The organism is Gordonia sp. NPDC003429, assembly GCF_053588575.1.
Genome location: NZ_JBSFQF010000018.1, coordinates 1 through 25,561, shown reverse-complemented (window position 1 = coordinate 25,561; position 25,561 = coordinate 1). Strand labels below are relative to the sequence as shown.

Annotated in this window: 26 protein-coding genes; 17 read left to right on the top strand and 9 right to left on the bottom strand. The window is 68.2% G+C overall.

The features are described from left to right. The first annotated feature begins 108 nt into the window (after positions 1-108). Entirely contained in the window at positions 109-2,199 is a 2,091-nt protein-coding gene (locus tag ACWDSI_RS17660; protein ID WP_449757309.1) for a glycosyltransferase family 39 protein, read from the top strand. A 273-nt stretch (positions 2,200-2,472) separates the two neighbouring features. Here the strand turns inward: ACWDSI_RS17660 and ACWDSI_RS17655 are convergent, their stop codons facing one another. After that, a complete protein-coding gene (locus ACWDSI_RS17655) occupies positions 2,473-2,940 on the bottom strand; it encodes a DUF3224 domain-containing protein (protein WP_449757308.1) in 468 nt (155 codons plus the stop codon). A 71-nt stretch (positions 2,941-3,011) separates the two neighbouring features. Here ACWDSI_RS17655 and ACWDSI_RS17650 point away from each other — a divergent pair, with 71 nt between their 5' ends. Together ACWDSI_RS17650 and ACWDSI_RS17645 are read left to right on the top strand one after the other, a co-directional pair. Then, positions 3,012-3,821, top strand: a complete 810-nt coding sequence (locus tag ACWDSI_RS17650; protein ID WP_449757307.1) for a helix-turn-helix domain-containing protein — start codon at positions 3,012-3,014, stop codon at positions 3,819-3,821. A 32-nt stretch (positions 3,822-3,853) separates the two neighbouring features. Continuing rightward, positions 3,854-4,705, top strand: coding sequence for an alpha/beta fold hydrolase (locus ACWDSI_RS17645; RefSeq protein ID WP_449757306.1), 852 nt, complete (start codon positions 3,854-3,856; stop codon positions 4,703-4,705). 26 nt (positions 4,706-4,731) lie between these two features. Here the strand turns inward: ACWDSI_RS17645 and ACWDSI_RS17640 are convergent, their stop codons facing one another. After that, positions 4,732-5,457 (bottom strand): hypothetical protein, encoded by a 726-nt coding sequence (locus tag ACWDSI_RS17640; protein WP_449757305.1) that lies wholly within the window; start codon positions 5,455-5,457, stop codon positions 4,732-4,734. Positions 5,458-5,507: 50 nt separating this feature from the next. Continuing rightward, positions 5,508-6,200: a DUF6474 family protein gene (locus ACWDSI_RS17635; protein WP_449748380.1), complete on the bottom strand. Its 693-nt coding sequence runs from the start codon at positions 6,198-6,200 to the stop codon at positions 5,508-5,510. Between the two features lie 119 nt (positions 6,201-6,319). Here ACWDSI_RS17635 and ACWDSI_RS17630 point away from each other — a divergent pair, with 119 nt between their 5' ends. Continuing rightward, on the top strand, positions 6,320-8,041 hold the full coding sequence (locus ACWDSI_RS17630) for a TM0106 family RecB-like putative nuclease (RefSeq protein ID WP_449757304.1): 1,722 nt from the start codon (positions 6,320-6,322) through the stop codon (positions 8,039-8,041). Here the strand turns inward: ACWDSI_RS17630 and ACWDSI_RS17625 are convergent. Continuing rightward, positions 7,973-8,278, bottom strand: coding sequence for a hypothetical protein (locus tag ACWDSI_RS17625; RefSeq protein ID WP_449757303.1), 306 nt, complete (start codon positions 8,276-8,278; stop codon positions 7,973-7,975). The genes ACWDSI_RS17630 and ACWDSI_RS17625 overlap by 69 nt on opposite strands. A gap of 931 nt (positions 8,279-9,209) precedes the next feature. Here ACWDSI_RS17625 and ACWDSI_RS17620 point away from each other — a divergent pair. Genes ACWDSI_RS17620 through ACWDSI_RS17610 form a run of 3 tightly spaced genes read left to right on the top strand, consistent with a single transcriptional unit; the run spans position 9,210 to position 11,476 of the window. Further along, positions 9,210-9,770 (top strand): XRE family transcriptional regulator, encoded by a 561-nt coding sequence (locus tag ACWDSI_RS17620; RefSeq protein ID WP_449757302.1) that lies wholly within the window; start codon positions 9,210-9,212, stop codon positions 9,768-9,770. A 57-nt stretch (positions 9,771-9,827) separates the two neighbouring features. After that, positions 9,828-10,370 carry a hypothetical protein gene (locus ACWDSI_RS17615; protein ID WP_449757301.1) on the top strand — a complete coding sequence of 181 codons (543 nt, stop codon included), beginning with the start codon at positions 9,828-9,830 and terminating at the stop codon, positions 10,368-10,370. Positions 10,371-10,414: 44 nt separating this feature from the next. Beyond that, complete coding sequence (locus ACWDSI_RS17610; RefSeq protein ID WP_449757300.1) at positions 10,415-11,476, top strand: MAB_1171c family putative transporter; 1,062 nt, start codon at positions 10,415-10,417, stop codon at positions 11,474-11,476. Between the two features lie 34 nt (positions 11,477-11,510). Here the strand turns inward: ACWDSI_RS17610 and ACWDSI_RS17605 are convergent, their stop codons facing one another. Together ACWDSI_RS17605 and ACWDSI_RS17600 are read right to left on the bottom strand one after the other, a co-directional pair. Then, positions 11,511-12,233 (bottom strand): TMEM165/GDT1 family protein, encoded by a 723-nt coding sequence (locus ACWDSI_RS17605; RefSeq protein ID WP_449748375.1) that lies wholly within the window; start codon positions 12,231-12,233, stop codon positions 11,511-11,513. Positions 12,234-12,350: 117 nt separating this feature from the next. Then, positions 12,351-12,875: a peptidase gene (locus tag ACWDSI_RS17600; RefSeq protein ID WP_449748374.1), complete on the bottom strand. Its 525-nt coding sequence runs from the start codon at positions 12,873-12,875 to the stop codon at positions 12,351-12,353. A gap of 277 nt (positions 12,876-13,152) precedes the next feature. On the opposite strand from ACWDSI_RS17600, the gene ACWDSI_RS17595 reads away from it, so the two are divergent. After that, the gene (locus ACWDSI_RS17595) at positions 13,153-15,288 is read left to right on the top strand and encodes an ABC transporter ATP-binding protein (protein WP_449757330.1); all 2,136 of its coding nucleotides are present in this window, start codon (positions 13,153-13,155) and stop codon (positions 15,286-15,288) included. Continuing rightward, complete coding sequence (locus ACWDSI_RS17590) at positions 15,285-16,034, top strand: energy-coupling factor transporter transmembrane component T family protein (protein ID WP_449757299.1); 750 nt, start codon at positions 15,285-15,287, stop codon at positions 16,032-16,034. The genes ACWDSI_RS17595 and ACWDSI_RS17590 overlap by 4 nt, the downstream gene beginning before the upstream one ends. Before the next feature lie 100 nt (positions 16,035-16,134). Here the strand turns inward: ACWDSI_RS17590 and ACWDSI_RS17585 are convergent, their stop codons facing one another. Next, positions 16,135-16,764 (bottom strand): superoxide dismutase, encoded by a 630-nt coding sequence (locus ACWDSI_RS17585; RefSeq protein WP_449757298.1) that lies wholly within the window; start codon positions 16,762-16,764, stop codon positions 16,135-16,137. 225 nt (positions 16,765-16,989) lie between these two features. Further along, complete coding sequence (locus tag ACWDSI_RS17580; RefSeq protein ID WP_449748370.1) at positions 16,990-17,139, bottom strand: hypothetical protein; 150 nt, start codon at positions 17,137-17,139, stop codon at positions 16,990-16,992. Positions 17,140-17,308: 169 nt separating this feature from the next. Here ACWDSI_RS17580 and msrA point away from each other — a divergent pair, with 169 nt between their 5' ends. Together msrA and ACWDSI_RS17570 are read left to right on the top strand one after the other, a co-directional pair. Further along, a complete protein-coding gene (msrA, locus tag ACWDSI_RS17575; RefSeq protein ID WP_449757297.1) occupies positions 17,309-18,013 on the top strand; it encodes a peptide-methionine (S)-S-oxide reductase MsrA in 705 nt (234 codons plus the stop codon). Positions 18,014-18,021: 8 nt separating this feature from the next. Beyond that, a complete protein-coding gene (locus ACWDSI_RS17570; RefSeq protein WP_449757296.1) occupies positions 18,022-19,107 on the top strand; it encodes a winged helix DNA-binding domain-containing protein in 1,086 nt (361 codons plus the stop codon). Here ACWDSI_RS17570 and ACWDSI_RS17565 read toward each other — a convergent pair. Continuing rightward, positions 19,104-19,847 carry a VOC family protein gene (locus ACWDSI_RS17565; RefSeq protein ID WP_449757295.1) on the bottom strand — a complete coding sequence of 248 codons (744 nt, stop codon included), beginning with the start codon at positions 19,845-19,847 and terminating at the stop codon, positions 19,104-19,106. The genes ACWDSI_RS17570 and ACWDSI_RS17565 overlap by 4 nt on opposite strands. Positions 19,848-19,887: 40 nt before the next feature. Here ACWDSI_RS17565 and ACWDSI_RS17560 point away from each other — a divergent pair, with 40 nt between their 5' ends. The 6 genes from ACWDSI_RS17560 to ACWDSI_RS17535 form a co-directional block, all read left to right on the top strand. Then, complete coding sequence (locus ACWDSI_RS17560; RefSeq protein ID WP_449748366.1) at positions 19,888-20,730, top strand: S49 family peptidase; 843 nt, start codon at positions 19,888-19,890, stop codon at positions 20,728-20,730. A gap of 392 nt (positions 20,731-21,122) precedes the next feature. Then, a complete protein-coding gene (locus ACWDSI_RS17555) occupies positions 21,123-21,455 on the top strand; it encodes a rhodanese-like domain-containing protein (protein WP_449757294.1) in 333 nt (110 codons plus the stop codon). Between the two features lie 272 nt (positions 21,456-21,727). Beyond that, positions 21,728-22,480 (top strand): DUF4328 domain-containing protein, encoded by a 753-nt coding sequence (locus ACWDSI_RS17550; RefSeq protein WP_449757293.1) that lies wholly within the window; start codon positions 21,728-21,730, stop codon positions 22,478-22,480. Further along, on the top strand, positions 22,477-23,268 hold the full coding sequence (locus ACWDSI_RS17545; protein ID WP_449748363.1) for a glycerophosphodiester phosphodiesterase family protein: 792 nt from the start codon (positions 22,477-22,479) through the stop codon (positions 23,266-23,268). The genes ACWDSI_RS17550 and ACWDSI_RS17545 overlap by 4 nt, the downstream gene beginning before the upstream one ends. 72 nt (positions 23,269-23,340) lie before the next feature. Then, the gene (locus tag ACWDSI_RS17540) at positions 23,341-24,333 is read left to right on the top strand and encodes a DUF5926 family protein (RefSeq protein ID WP_449748362.1); all 993 of its coding nucleotides are present in this window, start codon (positions 23,341-23,343) and stop codon (positions 24,331-24,333) included. Between the two features lie 95 nt (positions 24,334-24,428). Next, the coding region (locus ACWDSI_RS17535; RefSeq protein WP_449757292.1) for a DUF222 domain-containing protein at positions 24,429-25,561 on the top strand (1,133 nt) is incomplete at its 3' end.

Sequence of the window (25,561 nt, the reverse complement as noted above, 5' to 3'; positions counted from 1 at the left end):
CTTCTCCCAGCCGGCGTCCAGGCTGACCCGAGACCCCGGCTGGATTCTGGGTGAAGTGAATGGCCATCCATCCGATGGCCGCCCCCAGAAATCCCGTAGGAGAAGACCATGACCGCAGTACTCGAGCGGCCGGATGCAGCGCCACCCGCCGACGATTCCGGATCGGCGCGCTCGGAAAGGCATCGCTCACGCCGCGCGGTTCGGTGGAGTCCCTACGCACTGACGGCGCTGCTCGCGGCGACCGGAGTGCTCTATTTGTGGAATCTCTCCGCGAGTGGCTACGGCAACAGCTTCTACGCGGCGGCCGCCTGGGCGGGTTCGCAGAGTTGGAAGGCGTGGTTCTTCGGGGCGCTCGATCCGTCGAACTTCATCACCGTCGACAAGCCGCCGGCGTCGCTGTGGGTGACCGGGCTCTCGGTGCGGATCTTCGGGATGAACAGTTGGGCAGTGCTCGCGCCGCAGGCCCTGATGGGTGTCGCGGCGGTGGCTCTGATGTACGCCACCATGCGGCGCGTGATCGCCGATCCGCGCCAGGGAACGGTGGCCGGACTCATCGCGGGTGCGGTACTCGCCTTCACCCCCGCTGCGGCGCTGATGTTCCGGTTCAACAACCCCGACGCCCTGCTGGTACTGCTGATGGTGGCGGCCGGCTATTGCACGGCCCGCGCGATCGCCACCAATTCCGGTTGCTGGCTGGCGCTGGTGGGTGTGGCGCTGGGCTTCGCGTTTCTCACCAAGATGTTGCAGGGACTGCTGGTTCTTCCGGCGTTCGCGCTGGCCTACCTGTTGTTTGCCAACAACGGCTGGTTCAGGCGGATCGGTCAGCTGGTGCTGGCCGCGGTGGCACTCGTCGCGTCCGCGGGCTGGTTCGTGCTCGCCACGATCCTCACCCCGGCGTCGTCGCGCCCCTACATCGGCGGTTCCACCGACAACAGCTTCATGGACCTCGTGTGGGGCTACAACGGTGTCGGCCGGATCAGCGGCGGCTCCGGCGGCGGACCCGGTGGCGGCGGTGGCGCCGGTGGGTCGTTCGGCGGCTCGACGGGCCTGAGTCGACTGTTCAGCTCGGAGATGGGCAACGAGATCTCGTGGCTGCTGCCGGTGGCGCTGTTTGCGATCGCCTTCGGCGTGTACCTGATGATCCGCAGCTTCCCGACATTCGGCTACCGAAACGGGGTCAACCGCACTGAGTCGGCGGCGATCGTCACCTGGGGCGGCTGGCTGCTGGTGACCGGCATGGTCTTCAGCTACATGAGCGGCGTCATCCACCCCTACTACACGGTGGCGCTGGCGCCGGCGGTGGCCGCGATGGTGGCGCTCGGCGGAGTGTTCGCCTGGCGTCGTCGCGCCCATTGGGACGGCCGTATCGCGGTGGTCGCGATGATCGGGCTGGCCGCGTGGTGGTCGATCGTGCTGCTCAACCGCAACGACTGGGGACCGGTGTGGTGCCGCTGGCTGATCGCGGTGCTCGCCGTGGGTGCGGTGATCGGCGTCATCGCCGGCAGCGTGATGGGGTTGCGGAAGCTGGTGGCGGCGTCGGTGATCGCCGGTGCGCTGGCCGGATTCGGCGGCACCGCGGCGTTCTCGATCGCGACGGCGGCCACCGCACACACCGGGTCCATCCCGACCGCGGTGCAGACCGCGGGTGTGCAAGGCGGCGGTATGGGCGGACCCGGTGGTCAGCGGCCCGGTGCCCAAGGCGGGTCCGGTGCCAAAGGCGGGTCCGGTGCCCAAGGCGGGTCCGGTGCCCAAGGCGGGTCCGGTCCGGTCGGTCAGGGCGCCCCGTCGGGTCAGGGTGCTCCCTCGGGTCAGAGTGCTCCCTCGGGTCAGGGTGCGCCGACGGGCGGCCAGCGCGGCGGCGGTATGGGTGGCCCCGGCGGGGGCGTGTCGGCAAACACCGAACTGGTGACGCTGCTGCAGAACACGAACACCAGGTGGGCTGCGGCCACCAACGGCTCGCAGTCGGCGGCAGGCATCGAGATCGCCACCGGCAAGGCGGTGATGGCGATCGGCGGATGGAGCGGCGACCCGGCGCCCTCCCTCGATGAGTTCAAGCAGTACGTGGCCGACGGCAAGATCGCCTACTACATCGGCGGTGGTCAGGGCGGTCCGGGCGGGAACTCCGAGATCTCCACGTGGGTCGCGCAGAACTTCACCGCCACCACGGTGGGTGGGACCACCGTGTACAAGCTGACCTGATCGGGGCATCCCCTTCCCCGTGAGGATCTGAGGTGATCTCGACAGGCTCGATCAGCGGGGGGAGGCTCGATCAGCGGGGGGTGGTTTCGACAGGCTCAACCAGCGGCTGGGGGCTCGATCGGCGGGGGGAGGCTCGATCGGCGGGGGGTGGTTTCGACAGGCTCGATCAGCGGGGGGCTCGATCAGCGGTGGGTGGTTTCGACAGGCTCGATCAGCGGTGGAGGCTCAACCAGCGGGGGTGGTTTCGACAGGCTCAACCAGCGGGGGGCTCGATCAGCGGGGGGAACCCAGGGTGTAGTGGAAGGTGATGGCGTACCCGTCGTCGCTGTGGCCGGACAGGTCGATCTCGGCGTACCCGCGCATTGTCTCGAGGCCGCCGGTGCCGAGTCCCGCGAGGATGTCGAGCCGTTCGCGGACACCCTGCGCGTCCTGTTCTCCGTCGTGGCGCAGCACCAGTGACCCGTCGTGCCCGTCGATCGAACCCTCGAAGGCCTCGAACCCGACGGTCGGCGCCGGTGCTCCCTCGATGTAGGCGATCAGGTAGGCGAGCCTGCCGGTGCCCGTGACATCCCCGGAATACGCGTAGGAGACGTCGGCACGTGAGAAGCCGCGCGCCGGATACTGTGCGCCGCCGATCTCCACGGTGCGGTCGTCGACCGTGTACACCTTGTCCTCCGCCCAGGAGGTGACCTGGAATGTTCCTGTTGCAGTGTGTGTTTCGGTGACCTCTGATGTGCTCATGCGTTCAAGCCTGCCGGATTCGCGCCGGACGTGTCTTGTACAAACGCGACAGTCTCGACACACTGGGCAGGATGGGATCCGACGACGCGTGCGACGAGCCGAGCGGCCGACCGCGCGCGGTGTTGCGCCCCGGCGGTGTTGCACCGTTCACGGTCACGCGGCGCCCGCCCGCCGCCGACCTGGCGTACTGGGTGGACTACCTGTGGATCGTGCGCTGGAACGCCACCGAACCCTATGTGCAGGAGGTCATTCCGCAGCCGGTGGTGCACGTCGTGGCCGAGGGCGGCCGGATGTCGGCGCACGGGGTGGGCGACAGTCACTTTTCCCGCACCCTCCGCGACCAGGGGCAGGTGGTGGGAATCGCCTTCCGCGCCGGAGGTTTTCGCGGCTTCTACCACGCTGCCATGAGTACGATCACCCGATCGGTGCGTACGCTCGACGGGCTCCTCGGCATCGACGACCGGGAGATCGCGCGACGGTTGCTCACGCCGTGCGGCGACGCGGAACTCACCGACGCCACCCATTCGTGGTTGCGTGACCTCGAGCCGGTGCGCGACCCGTTGATCGGGGAGATGTCGGAACTGGTGGCGTACGCCGAACACGACGCGTCGATGACCCGCGCGGAGGAGCTGGCACGGCACGCGGGGGTGAGTGTGCGGACCCTGCAACGGCAGTTCGGCGAATACGTGGGCATCGGCCCGAAGTGGGTCATCCAGCGGTTTCGGCTGCTCGACGCGGCCGCCGTCGCCCACCGGGGGGAGCCGGTCGACTGGGCCGATGTGGCGGCCGCACTCGGATTCAGCGACCAGGCGCACCTGACGCGTGCCTTCACCCGTATCGTCGGGACACCCCCGGCGACCTATGTCCGAACAGCAACCTGAGTCCGGCCCGGACACCACAGAGAGGTGCGACGATGACAAGCACGAGGATCAGCCAGTTCAGCCGAGACGGACTCGTCTTCGACGTGATCGACACCGGGCCGCTCGACTCCGGCGAACTGCCCGTCGTTCTACTGCACGGGTTTCCCGAGAGCGCGGCGTCGTGGGCGGGGGTGACCGCGATCCTCAACGAGAACGGGCTACGGACCGTCGCGCCGGATCAGCGCGGTTATTCGCCCGGCGCACGGCCACCACACGTTCGTGACTACCGGATGAGCGAACTCGTCGATGACGTGCTGGCACTCATCGACACACTCGGGGTGCCGAAGGTGCACCTCGTGTCGCACGACTGGGGTTCGGGCGTCGCGTGGGTGGTCGCCGCACAACACCCCGACCGGGTGGCCTCACTCACCGCACTGGCGGTGCCCCACCCCCGCGCGTTCATCTGGGCGATGCCGCGCGGACAGGCGCTGCGGTCGTGGTACATGGTGGCGATGCAGGTGCCGGTGATTCCCGAGTGGATGATGTCGAAGCTCGCCCCCCTCGCCGTGAAACAGGCCCGCAAGGCCGGACGGGAACCATCGCTGACCTCCCGGCTTGCCGCCGAGGCCGCCGAGGCCGGCATCCTGCACGGCGGCGCCAACTGGTACCGGGCGCTGCGTTTCGACAATGGGATGGGCACGCCGAAGGTGTCGGTGCCCACCACCTACATCTGGGGCGACCGCGACAGGTACCTGGGCCGGGCCGGGGCGCGTCGATGCTCCGACACGGTGACCGGACCGTACGAGTTCATCGTGCTTCGCGGCGCCGACCATTGGATGCCGCAGAAGCGCACGGCCGAGATCGCCGAAGCCGTGCTCGCACGCATCAAGTCGGTGCAGGTGTGAACCGAGTCCGTCCACCCGCGGAGCGGTCAGCGTCTGCGGCGTAGCAGGATCGCGGCGATGAGCGCCAGGAATGCCGCCGCCGTGGCGGCCGCGCCGATGGCCAGCGGCATCGCCGGGTTCGTGGTGGGCGGTTCGGTGGGCGTCACCGACCGCAATTGCGCGAAAGTTGCTCGGCGAGCATCGGATTCGGCCACCGGGTCGGGATGGACCTGGGCCGCCGGAGCTGTCGCGGGCGCCGGTGTGTCCGTGGATGCGGGCGCAGTGTCCGGTGCTGCGGGTGGGGGAGTTGCCGGTGTCTCCGGCACGTTTGGTGCGGGCGGTGCGGGCGATTCCGCCGGGGTGGTGGAGTCGGCGGCCATCTGTGGCGGAGTCGCCTTGGGCGGTGCCGTGCGTGCCCGGTCCCGGGTCGGCGGCGCCTTCTTACCTGCGGCCTTCTTGGTGGGCGTCTTCTTGGCTGTGGCCTTCTTGGGAGCGGGGACCTTCTTGGGAGCGGGCACCTTCTTGGCCGGCGCCTTCTTCGCGCCGGCATCCGTCGCGGCCGCATCCGTCCCGGGCTCTTGCCCGGGCGCCTTCTTCGTAGGTGTCTTCTTCGCAGGTGCCTTCTTTTCAGTCACCTTTTTGGCAGGTGCCTTCTTCGCGGTCACCTTTTTGGCGGGTGCCTTCTTCGCGGGTGGCGTTTGGGCCGAAGCGTCCTGAGCGGGAGTCTCGTGTGCGTCGCCGGACGGATTGCTGCCGGGCTCCGGTTCGGTCATGTGCAGACGCCCCCTTTGCGGTGGTCAGTTCGGGTGAGCACTCATGGTAGTCACGCCCGCACACCGAGACGAGCAAGAACGTCTGCATCGATCGCCGACAGTTCGTCCTCGACCGCACGGTGAGCGGTGCGACGTTGCGAACTCGGCATCGACTCGGAGGTCTCCACCGCGATGGCCAGGTTGTCCAGGCGTGCGGTCATCGTGTCGACGAATTCTTTGGCGTCGGACGAGGTGTCTTGCACGGCAACCTTCTGCAGCGACGTACGAATCGACGAGATCCGAGCGAGGAGCGGTGCACCGTGTCCGGAGTACTGGTCGAGCAGTCCGGGCGCCACACCGACGCGGCGCGCCTGCACCTCGGTGATCCGACCCCGGGCCCCGACGGCGGCGCGGTAGGCGATGGGCACCACGATCGGTGCCACCAATCGTGCGACGGTCAGGTAACGCCGCACGCTGGCCGGGGAGAGCCGCTTCGCGTCGGCCGCGGCCTTCGCCTCTGCCACCACGGTCTTGGTTTGCGCCTTGGCGACCTTCTCCTGCGCTTTCGCCTCGGCCTTGATGTTCTTGCGCTCAGCCTTCAGTTCCTTCTTGCGGAACTTGTGCTCTTCCTTGCGGCGTTGCTTCGCCGCCTCGCGGCGATCCTTGGATTCGAGCTTCGCCTCGAGCTTGGCCTTGGCCTTGAGTGCCTTGGCCTCGGCGCGCCGCTGCGAACGACTCTTGCCGTCGGACGAGAACAATCCCATGCGGGGACACCTTTCGCTGCGCGGGGTTTGGTACAAGCATTGCATAGGCTCGCAGAAGACCGTCGGGCCATTGGTGCAGGCCCGATGTCGGCCGACGACGAGCGAGAATCGAGGTGACGGTGGCCGCGGCGCTGTTGCATCCACGTGATCTCGCCGGGTGTGAGCATCGAGTAGCCCTCGACTTCGCACATCCGCATCTCGGCGCCGACCGGCCCGACACCCCGGAGGCGGCGCGCCGCAAGGAAGCGGCGCAGACTCAGCGCGAACGGGTGCGTGACCTGCTGCGCGGTATCCACAGCGATCAACCCGCGGGCACCTTCGTCGTGGTGGACGGACCGTACGCCGAGCGGGTGGCGGCGACTCGGCGTGCCTGCGCGGACGGGGTGTGGTGGATCTGGAACGCCACGTTGCCGGCCGATCCGGAGCGGGGCCGACGTGGACACGCCGAACTGTTGGTGCGTGTCGAGTACCCAGGCGGGTCCGGGTATGTGCCGGTGATCGTGGTGAACCACCGCGTGACCAATCCCGCCCGACCACCTCGCCTCGGTGACGCGGGTCCGCCGCGAATCGTCACCTCTCCGCTGTGGGGATGGGCGCCGGCCCCCGATCCGTTCCGGACCGCGCGCCCCAACCGACGTGATCAACTGCGGCTGGCCCAGCTGACGCAGATGCTGCTCGACCTCGGCCTCGCCCCACCGGTGCCCGAGGAGCAGTTGGTTGCCGGTGCGGTCGGACTCGATGCCGACTGCATTCTCGTGCACCCGATCGGCACCGCGCTGCCCGACTACCGGCAGGTGTTTGCCCGGCGCCGGCAACTCGCCGCCGGAGAGGTCGCGACCACACCGCGCAAGGTGTCCGAGTGCCGGGGCTGCCCGTGGTGGGGTCGATGCGGACCCGAACTGACCGAGCGTCGCGATGTGAGCCTGGTGGCCAATGGCAACCGAGGCGACGCCTTGCGCAGCGCGGGCATCCACACCGTCGACCAACTCGCCCGCTACACCGGCGAACCACCGCCGGAGTGGCCGTCGACGATGCGCTTCGACGACGTGGTGATCGGGGCCATCGCATGGCTCGCCGACATCCCGTTGGTGCGCCGGGTGCCGCGTCCCGCGGTGGTGCGGGCCGACGTTGAGGTCGACGTCGACATGGAGAGTTTCGGTGAGGACGGCGCCTACCTGTGGGGCACGTTGCTGACCGACCGAACTGATCTCGCTCGGGCCGTGCGGTATCGCGCGTTCGTCACGTGGCAGGCGCTGCCCACCACCGACGAGGCCCGCTCGTTCGCGGAGTTCTGGGCGTGGCTGACCGGCGAACGTGAGCGGGCGCGGGCAGCGGGCAAAACCTTTGCCGCCTACTGCTATTCGCAGCAGGCCGAGAACAGGTGGCTGCTCGGGTCGGCGACCCGTTTCGCCGGATACCCGGGCATACCCACACTCACCGAGGTGCAGCAATTCATCGACTCGCCCGAGTGGGTCGACATCTTCGAGGCCGTCGGCGTCAACTTCGTCTGCCCCAACGGCAAGGGACTCAAGCGGGTGGCGCCGGTGGCCGGATTCGCCTGGCGTGACGCAGACGCCGGTGGCGAGGCATCGATGGACTGGTACCGGCACGCCGTGGGTCTCGGTGATCATCGGGTGGATCCCACTCAGCGCGAGCGCCTGCTGGAATACAACGAGGACGATGTGCGGGCCACCAAGGTGCTGCGCGAGTGGATCGATTCCGACGAGGTGCTCGAGGTACCGCTCGAGGACGATCTGCTCGGTTTCCGACGATCAGACCCTGGCCGAACGCAGCGCTTCGAGGAAGGACCCGCTGCCGAGCAGGGCGACGGCACCGAGTAGCAGCAACCCGGCGGGACCGAGGTCGGCGATGAAGCGGCCGACCCCGGCGAGCGTGACACCCGGCGACGCCGCCGGCGGGGCGGTGGCCGGCGGCACGGGCGGTGCCTGCTGGTTCGGCGCGTTCGCTGCCGGCGGTGGTGGCGCGATCACGGCGGCGGCGGGAGCTCCCGCTCCCAGGCCTGATGCCCCGGACCCTGCGCCCGCCGGCGGACCCGGCACGGCCGGTGGTGCGACCATCGGTACCGCGGGTGGGGTGGCGCCGGGGGCGAGACCGCCCCCCTCCGAGGAACCCGGTCCGGCCTGGGAGCCGACACCGCCACCCGATGTCGCGCCCAACGGGACCGTGCCCCCCGGCGGCGTGTTGCCCGGAGTGTGACCCGGACCGGACCCGCCGGGAATGCCCGCGCCACCGGTCGAGGAGGTGGGGACATCCGTCGTGGTGGTGCCGGTGGTCGTGGTGCCCCCGGTCGTGGTCTCGCCGGTTGTCGTTTCCCCGGTTGTGGTTGTGGTGGTGCCACTCGAGGTCGTCGTGCCACCAGGGGTCGTCGTGCCACCAGGGGTCGTCGTGCCACTGGTGGGAGCAGTTGTGTGGGTCGGACGAGTGGGGGAGGTGGGATGCCCCGTGTGGGTGGGGTGCCCTGTGTGGGTGGGGTGCCCCGTGTGAGTGGAGCCGCTGCCGCCGGGGCCGTGTCCGCCGTTGCCCCAGTGACCGTTCCCGGTGCCGCCGGTCCCCTGTTCGGAACCTCCGCCCGACGTTGTCTCGCCGTCACCGGGTGAATCGGCCCAGCCGAGCCCCGCTCCGAGAGCGAGGAGTCCGGCGGCGAGCAGCGTCAGTACGATCAGTAGAGGTCGGGGAGGGTGCCGACGTGTGCGCGATGGATTGACCCGATGCGTCATCAGCTCCCTTTCCGCTAGTATTTGACAGACAGTGCAATATTGTAAATGTGGGTGTTGTTCATGAACTTTTCACCAGGATTTCACCGCCGACACTGTCAAGTAGGTGAAAGTGTGAACAACACCACACCTAGTTGCGTAACGCTCGTCTGCGCAGCTTGTACCCACGGTGTCCCATTTGGGGTAGCGTCGCAACCTAGCGACCGTTGCATGGGGGATGCACACCGGGCTTAAATGTCTGCAAATGCAAGTGTCGGCTTTCGGAGAATTTCTTATGACTTCACGTGGCGTGGACAGGCCAGCGGGCGGCGTCGGAGGGGAATCGAGCATGAGGACCGAGGCTGTGGACCCGGGGCTGTTCGCGCGTCGGCTCGAAGAACTGTTCCGTACGGTTCCGGGCCCCAACGGACGCGCCTACAGTGCCAAGGCAATCGCTGCGCGCAGCACCGAACGCGGATTCCGACTCGGTGAGTCGTATCTGAGCCAACTACGTTCGGGTAAGGCCAAGAGCCCGTCGTTCCGCACCGTCGAGGGCATCGCAGCCGCGTTCGGCGTGGACGTCCACTACTTCCTCGAGGATCGCGCCGCACAGCGCACCCGCGACGAGATCGACCTGATGCGCCTGCAGGCCGACACCAACGTTCAGCTGGCCGCGTTCCGGCTCGCGGGCCTGTCGAGCGATTCGGTGACCGTGGTCAACGAACTCATCAAGGTGTTGCGGGAGCAGCAGGGACTGCCGAAGGATCCGCCCGACATCGCCGCCGCCGGATTGAGTGACGACAACGGCGATCTCGACGCGCCGTTGCGCGTCGTCGGCGGTCCGGCCAACGACTGAGCCGTACGACCCCACCCGGCGACGACTCCACAGCGACGACTCCACACAGGCCCGGTCGTGATCTCCAAACGCCACACCAAGCGAGGGTCGCGACGTAGCGAACGCGAACTGCGTGCGTTGTGCCACCGGTCACTCGAAGGTCTCGACCTCGACCTCCCGCTCGACGTCGAACAGCTGTGTCAGCGCTTCGGGGAACGCCGCGGCCGCCCGATCATCCCGATGCCCTACCCGCTGCCTGCCGGCATGCCGAACGGGATCTGGCTCGCGGCCGAGGATGCGGATTACTTCTTCTATCAGGCGAACACCTCACCGCTGCACCGCGACCAGATCATCATCCACGAGTTCGGCCATCTCATCGCCGGTCATCAGATGCTCGGTGCGACGTCGGCGGCGGCACTCACCGCCCCGCCCGAGGACGACTCCGAGGCCGCATTACGTCGAACGTGCTATTCCGACGACCGTGAGTGGGAAGCGGAGAAGCTGGCTTCTATTATTTTGACGTGGGCGGCCCACGCCGGTGACGCCGTCAGTGGGACCGCCGACCACTCGGACCTGCGGGACCTGCAACGTCTATTGGGAGGCCACAAAGGCTGGCTGTGAGGTGAGCGATCGTCGTCGGGATCATCAACCTGACCGCCCTCGTGGTGTTCGCGGCAGCTCTGTGCTGGCGCCTCGACCAGATTCGCCGCAAGGGGGGCGGACTGCAAGCGATCGCGATGACCGTCGCGATCGCTGCCCTCACCTTGGCGTTCGTCGTGTCCGGACGCACGGCGTCGCACTACATCGACGACGCCCTCTTTGCCGGTTCGGCGCGGCTGACGCTGTACGGGATGCTCGCCGTCGGAGTGGCCGCGTTGATCATCGTGTTCTTCTTCCCCGCGCCGGAGGTCACACGGGAACGGCGGGCGGGCATCGAAGCGATACCGCTGGTGGTCGCGCTCATCGGCCTGCAGATCTCCCTTGTGGTGATTCCGCCCGAACTACGCAGCGAACAGCTGGGCGACTGGACGTTCCAGACCTGGGGATTCGCCCTGTTCTACCTGATCGCCAGCGGCTACCTGATGTACGGCTTCTCCGCGTGCGTGCGCAGCGTCCGCAAGTTCTTCGCGGTTGCCGACGGTTATCTGCGGGTGTCCCTCGGCCTGCTCAGCGTCGGACTGACACTGCTGGCCGTCGGTTCGCTGGTGCAGATCGTCGCTGTTCTCGGCAGTGCGACCGGGCTGGTGGGTGCCACCTGGACGTTGCTGGGGAGCAGGACTCTCGACATCGTCGGAGTGGTCGCCTTTCTGCTGGGGATCAGCTTTCCGATGCTGCATTCGAGGTGGCGCGAACTGGTCGTCGGGCGTCGGCGGCGTCGGGACGTTGACGATCTCGCGCCGCTCTGGGAGTTGGTCACCGAGGCGATTCCAGAGGTGGTGCTGCCGGCCGGGCGGATGGGTTCGACCGAACGGCTACACCGGATGGTGGTCGAGATCCGCGACGCACTCACCCAGCTGAGTCCGCTGCTGCCGGCGGATTTCGATGCGCGGTCGCCGTCGGAACAGGTGGCCTCGCTGCGCGAGGCAGCATCTGCGTATCGCGACACCGGTGCCGTGTCGGGCGCTGTTCGTCCGATCCTGCCCGCCGAGGGCGACGGACTCGACGCCGAGGCTGCGCCGTTGCTGGAGGTCTCGCGCGCCGTCAGCACGCCGATGCTCGCAGCATAACCGCGCGAACGCTCCGGAAAGCGATCTCGGCGGGTCAGGAGCGGGGCGAGGACTCGCTGACCGGCGGTCGCGTGTCGGCGTCGAGCGCGTCGCGATAGGAACGGTGAACACGGTGGATATAGATCGACCCGACCCCGACGAGCACCACCACCGCCGAGAGCGTCGCGGCGATCGTCACCGGCGCAGCGTCGTGCAGGCCCTCGTAGAGGAGCCACGCGGCAAAGGCGAAGAACAGGAGTGACGCGCCGATTGCGATGGTGCGTTCGGGCAGGTGCCTGCCGAGCACGGCGCCCACTGCGATCGCCAGCGCGTCTGCGGCCACCATCCCCAGGGTCGAGCCGATCCACACGCCCAGCCAGTCGCTGTGCGCGGCCAGGGTGATGGTGGCCAGCATCGTCTTGTCGCCGAGCTCGGCGAGGAAGAACGACGACATCACGGCGAAGAACACCGAGACACCCACCCGGTCGGCCCTGGTCTGTTCGTCGTCGTCGAGGTGATCCCCCCGCAGGGTCCACAGGCCGAAGATCAGCATCGCCAGTCCGGCGAGGATCGACATCAGATTGGCCGGTATCGAGAGGCCCAGGAAGTGTCCGAAGAACACGGACACGGCGTGGACGGCGGTGGTGGCGACGGTGATGGCCGCCAGGACGACCCACCACTTGTAGCGCAGGGCGTAGGTCATGGCCATCAGCTGCGACTTGTCGCCGAGTTCGGCGACGAAGATCACGCCGAAGCTCAGGAGAAGGGCAGCAACCATGTAGGCCAGGTTAGTGCGCACTTACTTAGCTGTGCAACACCTTGCCTGGCCGTATCTGTGCAGGTAGGGGGCACAAAATTCGAAGTTTGGGTACCCTCAAAAAAGTGTGGCGAGGCCCTATGCGGCGAGGAGCATGGCGAGCACGGCGGTGTCGGGGTCGGCGTTGGGGTCGATGCCCACCTGGTTGCGCAGCGTGACCACGGTGCCGTCGGCCTCGGCCTCTGCCCAACCGGCGCGGTGTTCGAGGCCGAGTTCGGGCAGGCCGGGCAGCAGCACGCAGCCGGAGGCGACATCGGCGCACTCCGGCAGTGATGGTCGGGTACGCGAGGGTGGATGCAGCATCATCAGGGCCGGAGGATTGGTGAGGAACCGCCCGGCCTCGAGGAAACTGTCGTCGACGACGTTGCCGACGGCCACCATCATCCCGACCGCCTCGTCCTCGGCCTCGTCGGGCCGGTCTTCCACCACCCCGAAGATCGTGGTGGTCGGCAGGAAGCCGGGCCGGCACGCGATACGCACGGACGCGACCAGCGTCTGTGTCCACTCCAGGGTCGATTCGGGCCAGCGACCCGAGATCAGGATTCCATTGAGCCGGCCGTCCTGGTGAAACGGGGTGAGACCGATCGGAATCGACGACTGCATCGTGAGAACCTCCGTCGCATCGAACAACCTGCCACATCGGTGGACCGGGCCGGGATCGTCGGCTCCGGTCCACTGAGAATCCACCCCGGACGAGATGTTCGACAACTGGAAACACCGTGTTGTGACGGTTCGTTTACACGCCGTAACCGAGCCGTGTGCGAGGTGGGCGGGCGGTGACGTCGGCGGCGCCAGGCACACTGGTTCTGTGCACCACCCATCCGACGACGTTCACGCGCCCGCCGAATCGAGTTCGACGAACCCGACACGGCGGGGTCCGCTGCACCCGTTGGAGTATGCGTGGATCGCGATCTTCGGTGGTCTGGCGGTGGCCGCCGTGGTGATCGGCTCGGTGATTCCGCTGGCCGGCGCGGTGCGGGTGCTGGCCCCGGTGCCGCTGGCGCTGGTGGCCGCGCGTACCCGGCCACGGGCGATGGTGGCCGCCACCGTGACCACCGTCTTTGTGAGTTTCGCGATGGCCGGCACCGGCGCGGCGATGTCGGTGTTCAGCGCCGCGCTCGTCGGTGGACTGGTCGGCGAGATCAAGCGCCGCGGCCGTGGTCGCGGGACGATGCTGCTCGCCGCGCTGGTGGCCGCCCCGCTGCTCGGCGGTGTGTCGGTGCTGGTGCTGCTGATCCTGGGGCCGCTGCGCCGGTTGGCGCTGGAGGCCACCGGAAACACCCTCGGTGGCCTGGCCAAGTGGCTCGACAAGATCCCCGCGCTGTCCGGATTGGCCGACGCGATCGAGTCGCTACGCGGCAGCGTGCTCGACTACTGGTGGATCTGGATCTGGGCGATGGGTGCGGTGGGCACCATCCTGACCATCGTCATCGCCTGGTGGATTCTGGGTGCGGTGGTCGACCGGCTGGCCGCCATCCCCAGCGAGGACACCCTCGACGCCGAGACCACGCTGGCCGTCGACGGTCAGGTGGCACCGCTGCCGCTGACGATGACCGGGGTCGGGTTCTCGTATCGGCCCGGCGGCCCGCAGGTGCTCGACGGTGTGAACCTGCACATCGAGCCCGGCGAGTTCGTCGCGATCGTCGGTGCCAACGGTTCCGGCAAATCGACCCTGGCCAAGATCCTGGCCGGTCGTAACCCCACGTCGGGGACGGTGGCGCGGCCCGGTTCGGCGGGGCTGGGCCGCCGCGGCGGCACCGCGATGGTGCTGCAGCGGCCCGAGACGCAGATGCTCGGTGCGCGTGTCGCCGACGACGTGGTGTGGGGGTTACCGCCCGACGCCGAGGTCGACGTCGACGAACTGCTGGGCGAGGTGGGGCTGGCCGGACTCGGCGGACGCGAAACCTCCGACCTGTCCGGTGGTCAGCAGCAGCGGCTGTCCATCGCCGCGGCGCTGGCTCGCGATCCGGCGCTGCTGATCGCCGACGAGGTGACCTCGATGGTCGACCCGTCCGGGCGCGAGGAACTCCTCGCGGTGCTCGCCGACCTACCGCGCCGTCGAGGTGTGGCCGTCGTGCTGATCACCCATCGCGCCGTGGAGGCCGCCGCCGCCGACCGCGTCATTCACCTGGTGCGCGGCGCGGTGGTGCAGGAGCCGCCGGGGTGGCTCGCGGCGCACACTCCGGGTGCCGGGCTGCTTCCCGCCGCCACCGGCCATCGGGAAACGTCGTGGCGGGAACTGCATTCGGGGATCGAACCGGTGGGCTCGCCGGTGCTGGCGCTCAACGGAATCGGTCACACGTATCTGCGGGGCTCGCCCTGGGAGGTGCGTGCGCTGCACGACGTGACCCTCACCGTGCACCGCGGCGAGGGGCTGCTGATCGTCGGCGGCAACGGATCGGGCAAGACCACCCTCGCCTGGATCATGGCGGGACTGATCGCACCCACCGAGGGCACCTGCCTTCTCTATGGGGTCGGCAAGACCGGCGAGGGCTCGCCGGTCACCGAACACGTCGGGGAGGTGGGCCTGGCATTCCAGCACTCACGGCTGCAATTGCAGCAGCCCATCGTCGGCGACGACATCATGGCGGTCGGCGGCGAGAAGGTCGGCACCGGTGAGGTGGCACACGCGCTCGAGGCCGTCGGACTTCCGCGCGAGATCGCGGCCCGGCGTATCGACGCGCTGAGCGGCGGGCAGATGCGCCGTGTGGTGCTGGCCGGGCTGATCGCCCGCAAACCGAAGGTGCTCGTCCTCGACGAACCCCTGGCCGGCCTCGACCCGGACGCCCGCGACGAGGTGATCGCGCTGCTCGCACAGTTGCGTGCCGACGGGATGACCATCGTGATCATCTCCCACGACTTCACCTCACTCGGCCGGCTGTGCACCCGCCGCGTCCTGCTGGCCGACGGCACCCTGGTGCCCGACGGCATCCCGGAGGCACCCCCGCACCCGACCGTCCCGCACCCGACCGTGCAGTACCCGTTCCCGGTGCCCGGTGAGAGGAGATCGCGATGACGATGCGTGCCATCCCGCTGCGGCAGGTGCCCGGCGATTCGATCGTCCACCGGCTCTGGGCGGGCACAAAACTGATCGTGGTGCTGGTGCTCGGCATCATGACCTGGGTGTTGCCCACCTGGCCGTCGCTGGGCTTCGTCGCCGCGGTGATGCTGCTGACCGCGGTGCTCGCGGGCATCCCCTTCGGCGCGTTGCCGCGTCCACCCTGGTGGTTCTGGGCGCTGATCGGTGTCGGCGTCGCGGTGAACGCCGCGTTCGGACTCGCGTCCGTCATCACGTTTCTGCGGGCCATCACCCTGGGTCTGGTGCTGGTGGCCAGTTCGATCCTGGTGATCTGGACCACCCCGATGGCCGAGATCGCGCCGGCCATCTCACGGCTGATGTGGCCGCTGCGCAAGCTGCGGATGCCTGTCGACGAGTGGGCCGTCTCGATCGCCCTGTGCCTGCGTGGACTGCCGCTGCTGATCGAAGAACTGCGGCTGCTGATCGCGGTGCACCGGCTGCGCCCCACCGCGCCGGCACGGTCGGGTCATCCCGCGGCGGAGATGGGGATCATGGACATGGTGACCGCCGCGATGTCGTCGGCGTTGCGTCGCAGCGCCGAGATGGGTGAGGCCATCACCGCGCGCGGCGGCACCGGCCGGCTCACCGCGGAGAAGGCGGGGCCGCATCGTCGGGATGTGGTGACACTCATCGTGATCGGGATCGCCTGCGCGGTGGCCATCACGCTCACCGCGCTGCTCTGAGCCCCGTACCGAACACTTCCCACCCACACACAAAGGTTGCCGTTTGCTGCGTCGTGCGCAGCAAACGGCAACCTTTGGTGTGATCCCAGTGCGGGTGGGGTCAGGCCGGAACGACCAGGCCGGTGCCCTGCTTGCTCGCGGTGGCGAAACGCTCGGCGGCGTCGGCCCAATTCACCACGTTCCACCAGGCCTTCACGTAGTCGGGCTTGACGTTCTGGTAGTCGAGGTAGAACGCGTGCTCCCACATGTCGAGCATCACGATGGGGATGATCGCGGCGGGGATGTTGCCGCTCTGATCGGTCAGCTGCAGGATCACCAGATTGCCGGCGATGGTGTCGTATCCCAGGATGGCCCAGCCGCTGCCCTGCAGGGTGGTGGCGGCGGAGGTGAAGTGCGCCTGGAACTTGTCGAAACCACCGAACTGCGCATCGATGGCGGCCGCGAGGTCACCCTCGGGCTTGTCGCCGCCGTCCGGCGACAGGTTCTTCCAGAAGATGGAGTGGTTGGTGTGGCCGCCGAGATGGAAGGCCAGGGTCGCCGACAGCCCGTACACCTTGTCGGCGATGGTGCCGTCCTCGCGGGCGGCCGCGAGCTTTTCCAGCGTGGTGTTGGCGCCCTTGACGTACGTCGCGTGGTGCTTGTCGTGATGGAGTTCCATGATCTTGCCGGAGATGTGCGGCTCCAGTGCCGCATAGTCGTACGGAAGATCGGGCAAGGTGTATTCAGCCACGGTAAACCTCTCTGCCACAGACTTTCTCTGGGCCACTGCCTCGGATACTGCTCTGACTTTCGCACGCGGCGAGTCGTCGCCAGAGGTGGACGAACGTGCCGCGCCGATGTCTCCACACTTCCGCAGAGCATGGGTGAATGCAACAAACCCCGGCGAACTCAGTTCAACCAGGGTTGAGGTTTGCGACTTGCCGCGATGTGCGCGGCAGGGAGTGCCGGCGAGCGCTCAGATGAGGACGAGTAGGACGAGGAGCGCGATGAGTCCGACGATGCTGAGCGCGATTCCGGTACATGCCGACCGCACGTTGTACGCCGCGCGACTGGCCCCGGGAGAGGTCGCGAGAATCCGGGTGTCGCGCGTCGAACGTGTCGTCATCGACACTCCTTCGGGTCTGCTTTCGGGTTCCGGACTGGGGCTGCATCCGGGAAGATGTCCGTCGTTCGACGGGTGAGTGAGGATTGTCACATCCGTCGGTTGTGGACATCATAAACAGACTTCGGCGCACGGCTCAAACCCGACGCCACATCCCGCGTAGGATCGTGCCATGTCTTGGCTTGACCAGCTTCTTTCCGGCCGCGCGGCGAAGACCACGCTCATTGATCCGGCGGCTGCCCTGCCCGGCCGCGAGGTGGGGGTGCGCGTCGCCGACGAGAACATCGTCCTGCATCACCCGATGCGTTTCGCGCACACCGACCGCAACGGCGGCATCGGAGACCTACCCGAGGGACTCTCCGCGGTGATCGTGGCGGGCGGGTGTTTCTGGGGCATCGAGGAGATCTTCTGGCAGGTGCCCGGCGTGTACACCACCGCAGTCGGTTACGCCGGTGGCTACACCCCCAACCCGACCTATGAGGAGACCTGCACGGCCCGTACCGGGCACACCGAATCGACGCTCGTGGTGTACGACCCGGCGGTCGTCACCCTCGAAGGCATCCTGAAGGTGTTCTGGGAGAGTCACGATCCCACTCAGCAGATGCGGCAGGGCAACGACATCGGCACCCAGTACCGGTCGGCGATCTTCACCCTCGGCGAGGCGGACGCGGACGTGGCGAGCCGCTCGGCGGAGACATTCGGGCAGGTTCTGCGGTCGGCGGGGCTCGGACCTGTGGCGACCGAGATCGCACCGCTGGCCGACGCAGGCGACGGCCGCTTCTACTACGCCGAGGATTACCACCAGCAGTACCTCGCGAAGAATCCACACGGATATCGCTGCCACGCGGCGACCGGGCTGACGTACCCGGCCGGCTGAGAGCGTCGATGACCGCTGACGCCTGCGCAGCGCGGATCTCCGCGGCGCAGTGGAACCGCACACTGTTGGATCGCCAGCACCTGCTCGCCCGCGTCGACGAGGATGCGATCGAGGTGATCGACCGGATCGTCGGGATGCAGTCACAAGATCCGGTGAGCGCCTTCTACGCGCTGTGGTCACGGATCGAGGGGTTCGATCCCACGGAACTCGACGATCTCCTGATCAATCGGGACGTGGTGCGGATGGTGTTGCTGCGCGGCACGGTCTTCCTCGTCGACGGTCTCGACGCGCGCTGGATTCGCCCACTGGCCCAACCCCGCATCGACGCCGGGTTTCGCACCAATCACCGCCTGGTGCGCGCCGATCCGGACGCGGTGATCGCCGACGCGGCCGAACTGCTCGCCAAGGAGGCTCGGCGCGGTACCGACCTCGGCAGGGAACTGGCGCTACGGCATCCGGAGGAGAACCCGACGACGCTGACGGTGCTGGCCCGATGTGCGCTCCCGTTGGTCCAGATTCCGCCACGCGGGCTGTGGGGAGGCGCCGGCGCCCCCACCTACCGTCTGCTCGACGACTGGATCGGTCCGGGTGAACCCGCGCTCGTGGGCGAGGAGGCGCACCGTGAACTCATCCGCCTCTATCTCCGCGGTTTCGGGCCGGCCACCGCGAAGGCGGTCCAGACCTGGTCGGGCATCACCGGGTTGCGTCCCCTGCTGGACGCGATGGAACGCGACTGGGAGCTGGTTCGGCTGGCCGGTCCCGACGGCGAGGTGCTCTTCGACCTCGACGGTCTCGGCCTCGCCGACCCCGACGTGCCCGCGCCGGTACGGCTCATCGCACCGTTCGACCACGTGCTCGTCGCCCAGGGCGACCGAGCGCGTATCGCCGACGACGATCACTTCCGCCGGACCGTCACCGCCAACGGCCGTTCGCCCGGCTTCGTCCTCGTCGACGGGCGGCTAGCGGGCACGTGGCGCATCGCGGAGGGTGAGATCGACACCGAACTCTTCGTGTCGCTCGACCGAGCGCAACGCGCCGAATTCGACGACGAGGTGGAACGGCTGCGAACGTTCGCGGCGGGCACACGCACCTAGTCGCCGGTGCGGGGATTGCGGCCGGTAATGCAGTACGGCCGTCCCACTGGGTCGCGCATCACCGTCCAGGCGGGGTGACGCTCGACGACGCGCGCACCCCAGTCCTCATGCCGCGTGACCTCCTGCTCGACCGAGTTGGCCGCCATGTCGAGATGGCCCGCGGCCGTAGTCGCCGGGCCGAAGCGCAACCGTTGCAACAGGATTCCCAATGCGAGCCGCCGGTCGCGGCGTAGCCGCACCAGATCGGCGCTGCTCGTCTGCTCGGTCGGCCATCCGGTGAGTTGCGTCCAGAACACGAGTTCGCGGTCAAACGTCGCGTCGGGCACGTCGATACACACCTGGTCGATGATGCTGATGGTGTCGTCGGGCCATCGAACCGGCCGCGAGCGTGCGGCCCGTCCGTTCCACGGCACCATGCAGAAGTTGAACCCGGCCGGCGACGACAACACCAGATAGTCCGCGTGATCGGCGTGCACCGACGCCCCGAGGTCCGCGGCCTCCGCGGCCGCCGCGCGCGGGTCGTCGACGTGGAGATCGAGATGCAACGAACCGGGCCCGTCGGCGATGCGTTGGACCCGGAGGTGGGGATCGCCGCTGAAGGGCTCGAGCGTGGCGAACTCGCGGTATGCACCCCGCGGCGGCGACACGGTGCTGCCCGCGATGGCGCGCCAGAAGGTGACCTCGTCGCCGAATTGGGCGGCGGGAAAATCGAGGAACGCGGTCAGCCACCGGATGTCCACGTCGCCGAGTGTAGAGAACGCGCGCACTACACTCGATCAGATGAGTGGACCCTGGGGGCAGATCGCGAAGAAGCTGAGCCGCAAGCACACCGACAAGGTCGCAGTGGTGCGTTTCGAAGGTCCGATCGGGCACATCGGGATCGGGCGGTCGGGGCTGACCACCGATTCGGTGGAGCCGGTCCTCAAACGTGCCTTCGACACCGAATCCCTGAAGGCCGTCGTCATCATGATCAACTCGCCCGGCGGATCACCCACGCAGTCGGAGTACATCGCCGAACGCATCCGGCAGCTCGCCTCCGAGAAGGGTGTGCCGGTCCTCGCCTTCTGCGAGGACGTGGCGGCCTCGGGTGGTTACTGGATCGCGTGTGCGGCCGACGAGATCTACGCAGCGCACACCTCACTCGTCGGGTCCATCGGGGTGGTGTCGTCGGGGTTCGGGTTCGCCGACGTGCTGTCGCGGTTCGGGGTGGAGCGCAGGCTCTACACCGCGGGCGACAACAAAGCCCGACTCGACGTGTTCTCGCCGGAGCAGGAAGCCGACGTGGAGTGGCTCAAGGCGCTGCAGGAGCAATTGCACTCCGCGTTCATCGGGTGGGTCAGGCAACGGCGCGGAAAGAAGCTCAACGAGGACGAGGACCTGTTCAACGGCGACATCTGGATCGGCGAGCATGCCACCCGGGTCGGGCTCGTCGACGGCGTGGGTGTGATGCGGTCGGTGGTGGCCGAGCGCTTCCCCGATGCCGACATCGTTCCGGTCACCGCGCCCAAACCGCTGCTCGCCCGACTGATGAGCGGGCCGTCGAGCGTCGCGGACCTCAGCGAGGGCATCGTCAGCGGAACCCTCGCCGCGATGGACCGGGCGCAACGCATAACGTTCCGATAGCCGGCCGGTCCGCAGATATTCTCCACAGCTTCTGCCGAGTTATCCACAGGATGATGTGGATTTCCGCGAATCCGCAACCAATTGCGCAATTGTCCACGATGGCGAACACTTTCGCGGATTGAATGACCGGATCGGTGAGCCCGGTCACATTCGAATGGTCGACGTTGCACCGTTGTCCACAAATCCACAGTCTCATCCACAGGTCGACATCGACGGTCGGACCACTTTCGCGCCGGTTGTCAAACCGGCATGTGGATAGCATTATGCAGTCCTACATAGTCGCCGGTGGAATCCGGCTGAACTGTCAAGTCCACAAACCGCCCACCCGTGTGTGGAGTTGCGTACACGCCCGCTGCATCCGTCACGCATGTGCCACCATTGAGCGTGTGAGCATGGGCGACATTGCACAGGTGCCGGTCACTGAACTCCCCGATGATTTCACCGGCGACGACACCCGGATTCTGCTCGATGTCCGTGAGGACGACGAATGGGCGGCGGGCCACGTCAAAGGGGCCGTGCACATCCCCCTCGGCGACGTTCCCGCCCGCCTCGAAGAGATCGACCTCGACGCGGACCTGCTCGTGATCTGCCACTCCAGCGGACGTTCGATGCGCGTGCTCAACTATCTGGCCCAGATGGGATTCGACGGTTCCTGCGTGCGCGGCGGCATGCTCGCCTGGCTGGAGAACGGCAAACCGGTGGAGGTCGGGGAGTCTGCGGGGTGAGCAGCTACGATCTCTGTCCCCGTTGCCGCATCCAGGCACCGCACCGACCCGGACGGGAACGGTGTCCGCGCTGTGGCGGACCGCTGAGCGTGGTCGAATCGACCCGGGCTCCCTCTCCGTATGCCCCGGCCGCGCCGGCCCGCCGCCCGGGCCCCGCCGTCCGTCCGCCGGTGCCGGCGGCAGCGCGGCGTGACGCCCCGCGGACGTATCGGAGTCGGCATGTGCGCTGGGTTGCCCGCCGCCCACCGGAGTCCATCCCGCCGCGACGACCCGTGCCCGACCGGGGCCCACGCCGCATCCCGCGCTACGTCTACATCCCGCGCTGGGGACTGCGCGACGTTCCGCTCGTCCACGACGAGAGGCCCGACCCGGTCACCGCGGCGGCAGCGCGGCTGCGCTCCGCGCTGATGATCGCGTCCGCGACCCTCGCGGCCTCTGCACTGATGCACCTGTTCCGCTACGTCCTGCTGGTGATCAACCGGGGCACCCCGCTACCGGCCTGGCTGATCGCGGTGAGCGCCGTCCTGGTGTTCCTCGCCGGGATCGCCGCGCTGGGCGGCGTCGTGCTCGGGTTCTGGACGTTCACCACCTGGGTCGCTGCGGTGCGCGCCGACCGGTACCGCAGCGTCGACCGGACCGATCCGCGGCCCGCCTGGCAGCGCATCCTGCTGTCGGCGGTGCCGCTGATGAACGTCGTCGGCGGCGGGCTCCTATTGCACGAGGCGGCCGCCGCGGGTGCGGGGCCCTGGCGCGACACCGGCGTCGACGGTCTGCTGCGGGAGCGCCTCAACCGGCTGTGGCTGGCGTGGGCGCTGGTCAACGCCGTGGCGCTCTGGGCGGCGATCACCTGGGCGGTGTCGCTGCGTTCGGACTCCATCCAGACCGGCGCCGACGCGCTCGCCCTGGTGACCTTGTCCGCCGCGGTCTCGGCCGGCTTCGCATTCTGGGCGTCGCGACGACTGCCCGCGTTGTTCGACGCGGAGTCCGCCGCCGTCCCCGACACCCGGTGGGTGGTGGTGGGGTGACCACCGGCGAGCAGGTGTCCCGGTCGGGTAAACCCGCGGTGGTGGCCCACCGCGGGGCATCCGGGGAGGCCGCCGAGCACACCGTCGCCGCCTACGAACTCGCGCTCGCGCAAGGCGCCGACGGACTCGAATGCGACGTACGGCTGACCTCCGACCAGGAGCTGGTGTGCATTCACGACCGCACCGTCGAGCGAACCTCGAACGGCACCGGAGTGGTGAGCGAGATGAGCCTCGCGCAACTGCGCGAGCTCGATTTCGGTGGGTGGCACGCCGCCGGCGACAAGGCGTCGGTGCTCACGCTCCGGGAGCTGCTCACCCTCACCCTCGACTGGCGGCGACCGGTGCGGCTGTTCATCGAGACCAAGCATCCGGTCCGGTTCGGCAGCCTGGTGGAACAACGGCTGCTGGAAGTGCTGAACGAATTCGGCGTCGGCACCCCTCCGTCCGCCGACCACAGCCGCGCGGTGGTGATCTCGTTCTCCTCCGCCGGGGTGTGGCGGGTGCGCCGCAACGCGCCGATCCTGCCGACGATCCTGCTCGGTGACACCGCACGGGTGCTGGGCGGTTCGGCAGCCACCGCGGTGGGCGCGACCGGCATCGGACCGTCGATCGAAACGCTGCGGCTGCATCCCGAGATCGTCGACAAGGCCGCTGCCGCCGGCCGGGTCACCTACTGTTGGACCGTCAACGAACTCGCCGACGTCCAACTGTGTGCCGACCTGGGCGTGCGGTGGCTCGCGACGGATCACCCGGCAAAGGTGCGTGACTGGCTGGTGACCGTCGACTGATGTCGCCGGCTGCGATCTCGGCGCGCAGGGCGGCCGCGCGTCCGCTGGTCGACGACATGAGAGGGTGGACCGATGGCCAAGAAGAGCAAACGGGGATCGGGCCCGCGTCCCGGCAGTAATCGCGCCGAGCGGGTCGCGGCGCGCAAGGCACGCCAACTCGCGTCGATGGCGCCTCCGCCGCGTCCGTTCGCGGGGCTGGCCGCCGAATGCGACCTGGTGGCGCTGCGCTCGTTCGTTCCCTCGGCGACGGCGCGTCTGGACCTGATCGAGCCGGGACCGCCGGAGCCCGAGGTGACTTCCGTGATGCCCGACGACAACGCACAGCGTGTTCCACCCCCACCCGGTACCCGCAACGAGGTCACCCTGGCCACGATTCTGCCGGGCGCGGTGGCCGGGATGGTTCGCGAATCACGCGGCGCACCAGAGGGTTTGGCCGCCCTGCAGACCGATCCGGAACCCGCCGACCTCAATCACGCCCTGGCGGCAGCTATTTCGTGGGCGGCGCATGCGACGCCCGGGTCGGAACTACGCAGCGCCGACACGGCCGACGACGCCGGATCGTTGAGTGATGTTCTCGCCGTGGATGCCCCGCTGGACATCATCGTCCACGGCGACTTCTCCTGGTGGTTCGCACCGGGCGTGGAGGCACCGCCGGAAGTGGCCGCGATGCTCGAACGCGCCAACGAGACCGTCCTGCCCAGCGCGCGGTTGCATCCCAAGAGCGAGGTCGGGGCACCGTGGTGGGTCGACGCCGGCGAGCGTGCGCACCTGCGCTGGGTGCGCCCCGAACCGGAGGACGACCTGATGAACGCGTTGGCTCGGCTGCATGCGGCCGGTCGACTCACGTTGGGGGAGGGTTCCCGGTTCGCCGGGTCGTTCCGCACCCTGGGCCTGCTCGTACCGGTCTTCGACCTGGACAACGAGATGCACCACGAGGAGTGGTACCCCGGGCTGGATCAGCTCGACACCTGGCTCGGCGAGGCCCTGGCGCAGACCGGGGACCTCACCATCGACGAGCGCAGCTCGCGAGACGGAATCCGCGGGCGTCAGGTGACGCTGCGCTGACGCCTGCCCCCAGGATCGCGCGCTGCCTTCGGCCCGTCGCCGGAGTGTGTTATCGTAGAACATACGTTCGATACGGCGGGTTGGGGGTGAGGTTCATGTCGGCGACACCGGCGGTCATTGCCCGGTTGCATGCGGTGCTTGATGAGATCGCGGCCACCGATGTGTCGTCGTGGAGTGATGACGAACTCGTCGCCGCGGCCACCGAACTCGAACGTGCCCATCATCGGGTGCCGGCCGTGGGCAACCGGGCGTTGGTGGAGATCTCTGATCGCGATATCCCCCGCCGACGCGGATTCCGCAGTGTGATCGCGTTCTTCTCGCACGCGCTGCGCATCACCGAACCGGTTCGCCGCAAACGGCTCCTCGAACACACCGCCCGATTTCATTCGGCCACCGGGCAACTGTTGGCACCGTCGTGTCCCACGTTGGCCGACAAGTGCGCCGACGGCAGCGCCGGGATGTCGCATGCACTGGTGGTCCTCGACGTCCTCGACAAGATCCCCGCCGCCACACCCCACGATGTGCGGGTGGCCGCCGAGCAGACGATGAGCCACTACGCGGGCACTCTGAGCCCACCCGAACTCGGACAGGTCGGGGCACGATTGTTGGCCCATCTCGATCCCGACGGTCACCTCACCGACGACACCGACCGCGCCCGCCGCCGCAACCTGTGGCTCAACCGTCAAGACACCCAGTTGATGTCGAAACTCAACGGGCACCTCGACCCGCAGACCCGAGCCATGTTCGACGTGGTCCTCGACGCGTGGGGCAAACCCGGCCTGAACAATCCCGACGACGATGCGTCGCCCTCAGGATCAGTGGATGATGCCGACCCCCGCCAACTCGCCGACGCCGCAGGCCGCGACACCCGGTCGCAGGCACAACGCAACCACGACGCGTTACGCGCCCTGCTCACCGCGGTACTCGCCGAGGGGACGCTCGGCAAGAGCCACCGCGGACTACCCGCGCACGTGATCATCAAAATCGACGAGAAAGACCTCCGCCGCCACGCCGGACTGGGCACCACCGCCTCGGGAACACTGCTACCGATCTCCGACGTCATCGCGCTGGCCGCCCACTCACAGCAGTACCTGGCCGTGTTCGCCGACCACACCGCGGTGCCACTGTATTTCGGACGGTCACGTCGACTCGCCTCCCTGGGACAACGATTGGCGTCATTCGCCTCCGACGGCGGTGAAATGTGCTCGGCACCCGACTGCACCCAACC